The sequence below is a fragment of the Gammaproteobacteria bacterium genome (assembly GCA_027296625.1).
GTDB lineage: Bacteria > Pseudomonadota > Gammaproteobacteria > JAKEHO01 > JAKEHO01 > JAKEHO01.
In genome coordinates, this window is record JAPUIX010000006.1 from 1 (window position 1) to 4,151 (window position 4,151).

Genomic DNA, 4,151 nt, shown 5'->3' on the forward strand with positions numbered 1-4,151 from the left:
GAATGTATAACCCGAATTATTCCAAGTACCAAATGAGTCATAGCAAGACCTATGACAACTGAAACCAGGACTCCAAGATACTCGAAAGCCTGCATTCCTTGCTCCTGGTAGTCGGATAATTGGCACGTTTAGCAAGCGGCCGCTTCGGGTCAAAAGCAGCCACTCAGTATGCTCCAAATTCTAGCACCTGAGCGGCTGGTTTCGAGGTAAAGCAGCCACTCGCCGCTGGAAATTTCACCCTCGGTCCTTGAATGTCCGCTTTCCCCAAAAGCGGACGTTCAGATGGGCGAAATCAGGGGGTTTTGAAGGTCCGCTTTCGGCCAATAGCGGACATCAAGACTTCCGATTCAGAGCGGCTTTTTACTCTGACCAAATGCTAGGCAGTCTGTTGTTGTTATTCCACATATGGGTTGCCAACTTCCACGTCCCATCCGACTGTTTCTCTAAGATATCGATGTAATTTTGCGAGTATGGAATTCGCCGTCCTGTGGCTCGTTCTTCATACACGCCGTTTCCAACCCATCTTCTTATCGCGAATTTTTCACCGACTATGATCGGCTCAAATTCACTATCCGAAATCTCAAGTATCCATGTTGCAAAGAAATTAACGGCCCAGACATGTACGGCTTTCTTACCCCTTACTGGATCACCTCCTTGTGGCATCCAAACCGCTCCATCAACGATATCAGCTACGTATGCGTCTGCCTTAGCCTCTGCCGTGGCCGCAGTCTGAAATCTCTCGAGACGACTGCTATACATTTCCAATATTTGATCTGCGGCTGTCGGTGCCTGTGCTGTTGCGCTGGTAGCGATTAGAAACAGACTAAGCAAAATTATTCTTGTCATTTGCATCTCCGGATACCAAGGATTTGGACATTCGTGAAAACACGGCGGAGTACGTTCAACGGCTGCTTTGGGTCGTTAGCGGACGTTTTTACCAATTCTAGCCTAATGACCGCTTCCGGGCGGAAAGCGGACGTTCCAAGTTGGTCAATTTTGTGAAAATCTTGGGGATATTCCGGAATGTCCGCTTTTCTCCAAAGCGGACGTTCAGATTAGCAGAAATTGGGTGAAATCAGGGTCCGCTTTCGGCCATTTCCGGACATTCGTCGGATAAAGAAAACCCCGCACCATCCGGGTCATAGATCATCGCGATGATGCGTATGGTCGCGCGGGAATCTGATCACGCGAACGGACCGATCTCATAAATATCCTGAATCAGCCGCGCCAACTTGGCCCTGCGACGAGTGGTCACGGCTGATTCGTCGATGACGATGGATGCCGAAGTGTCATGCTCTTGTTCGGCTAGCCTTCGGGCGCCGCGCAAGCGGTTGGAATACTGAACTGTGAAAACCTGGCGAAAGCCACCGCCGGTCAGGGCGGTCAGATCGCCTGGGCAGCGATGCTCGACAAGGTGGAGCGTCGCGATCCCTCAATCCGACAATAATCAGGTTAGTGGCGCCACTCCGGCTCGCGCAGCATTTCAACAACCTGCTCCTGCAATTCGTTTTTTTCGCGGGCCACTTCCGCCAACCGCGCCGCGACGTCAGGTTCCTGCCGGAAACCAGCGAGCGAGTGACTGTTGAGGATCGTATACCACCATGGGTGGTCAGCGCGGAGATCGTCGAATTCTTTCAAGAATACTGTCCTCGCGGTCTGCAAATCGCCTAGCCAGACGGATGTTATGACAACGTCACCCTTACTGTCTCGCCAACTGAAATCGGCGTCATCCAGCAAGGCTACATATTTGACTGCATTCTCTCTGAAAGATTGTTCGTCCAGAACATCGGCCCATAAGGAAAATGAGAAAGCTTGCAAACGTATCGCCGTCCAGTTGTCTGGAAGAACGCTCAGGTCATCGATACCGGGTTGCCTGGCGATCAGGAAATCCAGCGCCTGCTTTGAAAGACCTTTGTCGTGCATGGCCTGGTTGTAATGTGCCGTGACAAAGGGCGTGAAGCCCGAATCTATTTCACCATCGAGAATCTGCTCGATCGTGGTCTGTGTCAGCTTTATCACCTCGTCCTGATCATGTCGCGAAACTGCAGCCAATATTTCCAGTTCTCGCACCAAGTGCGATTCGGGTGCGATTGCCCGCGTTCGCTCAGCCCAATAGTCTCTTTCCTGGAAGAGGCCGAGCCAATTAAAACGACGTGCGAGGATTAACGGCAATACCGGATCACCAGGATCCACTTCAGCGGCCTGTCGCACCCAGTCGAGCCCGCGCGCCAGCTCGCCCCGATCGATCGCGGCCATGCCGAGTCTCCAGTAGATCAACGGATTGTCAGGTGCCAGCTTCAGCGCGGTGAGCAAAGGCTGCTTGGCCTCTTCCGGACGCTCGGTCTCAGTGAAGATGCCCGCCTGGGCCCACAACAAATCATAGTTGAGCGGATCGACGACAAGGCCGTCGAGCAATACCGCAAGCGCCTCTTCGTATCGCTTTTCGCCAGTCAGGTACAAGATGGCGAATCTCCTCACGTAGGAGTCGCCGTAACCCTCCTGCATCAGGGGCAGCAACTGCTCGAACGCAGCATTCGCGGCTTCAAAGTCCAGGCGATCACCTGCCGCCAAGAACTGAACCATCAGATCCAGCCCCCTGGCAGCCAGATCACCTGGGCGCTGCTTGAGGACTTCGGCCAACAGGATCGATGCTTCCGACGTCGCGACCTCCAAAATGATTACGTTTTTCCACTCTTTCAGCAGAAAATTGCGTGCGAGCCCGGTTCTGGCATCAAGAAATTCCGGGTCCTTGGCCAATGCCTCGTTGAACAGCCTTTCTGCCGCATGCAGCGCATCGGTAGTATTTATCGCCTGTTGCTCGAGCGCTTTCAGGTAAATGTCGTAGGCGCTGATGTCCGATGTGCTGACACCCTGAATGGCTCCGGAATCCGTAGCAAGCAATGTACTGCCAAGCGCCGTCGCAACCTCACCGGCGATTTCATCCTGGATTGCAAAGATGTCATCCAGGGTACGATCGTAACTCTGTGACCAGACATGAAAACCGTCATCGGCGCGGATTAGCTGTGCGGTGACGCGAACGCGATTGCTGGCTCTTTGTACGCTGCCTTCAAGTACGTGAGCGACACCCAACGTCAAAGCGATCGTACGAATGTCGATATTCTGGCCTTTAAACGCAAAAGCTGAAGTCCGTGCTGACACTTTGAGATCAGGAAGTTGCGCCAGCATATGCAGCAATGTCTCCGTCAGGCCATCCGAGAAGTACTCATTTTGCGGATCGCCGCTTATGTTGACGAAAGGCAGTACCGCAATGGATTCGTTCGGGATGGCGGATGCTCTTGCCCGTTCCTCTTCCAGTGCCTGTTCTGCGCCGGCCTGCGTGGCCGACTGGATCAAATCTGCCTCACGCTGCGGTGACAACACGAATTTGTCCACGGCGAAATAGGCCAATGCCAAGGCCAGGACTACCGTAATCGCCCGATCGAGCTTCTTTGCGGTTGTGCGCGTAATCGACTCGGCGCGGTCAATCTCGGACTCTTTTTTCAAGCCCTCTGGTGTGAGCTCGAAGGCCCAGGACAATATCAGGGCGGGAATGAGGCCGATCGCTAAAACAATAGTGACAATGCGGACAGCTGCATCGCCGAAGCCAAAGGCTGGGAAGATGGTCTCCACCACCTGGATAATCAACCAAGATGCCACTACGTATGCTGCGGCTACCCGCAAGACGTTTCGGCGCTTGAGTTCTTCGAAGAATTGCCCCATATGCTTTGCCGAAACCCTCCATTTTCAAGCAAAGATAGCATGCAGCACCGGTAAGAGCGCGCCAACAGCGAGGCGTATACCGTGGATTTGAGCCGCTTGAATTGGCAACCAGCCATATCCGCTTTGGGTACAGGCTGTGTGAAAACTCGATTCTAGATATAATAGTACTTTCCCACTGCCGGGTAATCCAATGAGCGGATTCATAGCGGGCACATGCCGAAAACAAGTCACCTTATTCCCTGATCGTATCGACAATTACATCGCTGAAGAAAATAGTATTCGAGTCATTGATGCATTTGTAGATAGCCTTGATCTTTCTGGATTGGGTTTCAAGACCGTACCTGCAAATACTGGTCGTCCCGCTTATCACCCGTCTACAATGCTCAAGCTATTTCTTTACGGATATCTAAATCGTATTCAATCTTCACGCC

3 protein-coding genes are annotated in these 4,151 nt (G+C 52.6%); 1 reads left to right on the forward strand and 2 read right to left on the reverse strand.

From position 1 onward, the window contains the following. Positions 1-360: 360 nt before the first annotated feature. Together O6944_00140 and O6944_00145 are read right to left on the reverse strand one after the other, a co-directional pair. A complete protein-coding gene (locus O6944_00140; GenBank protein ID MCZ6717561.1) occupies positions 361-846 on the reverse strand; it encodes a hypothetical protein in 486 nt (161 codons plus the stop codon). Between the two features lie 606 nt (positions 847-1,452). After that, on the reverse strand, positions 1,453-3,720 hold the full coding sequence (locus O6944_00145; GenBank protein ID MCZ6717562.1) for a tetratricopeptide repeat protein: 2,268 nt from the start codon (positions 3,718-3,720) through the stop codon (positions 1,453-1,455). Between the two features lie 190 nt (positions 3,721-3,910). Between O6944_00145 and O6944_00150 the strand changes: the two genes are divergently transcribed. Beyond that, a partial coding sequence (locus O6944_00150) for a transposase (protein MCZ6717563.1) occupies positions 3,911-4,151 on the forward strand: 241 nt, incomplete at its 3' end.

Coding starts and splice junctions, on each gene's coding strand:
- O6944_00140 (MCZ6717561.1), bottom strand. CDS start 846: ATGACAAGAATAATTTTGCTTAGTCTGTTTCTAATCGCTACCAGCGCA.
- O6944_00145 (MCZ6717562.1), bottom strand. CDS start 3,720: ATGGGGCAATTCTTCGAAGAACTCAAGCGCCGAAACGTCTTGCGGGTA.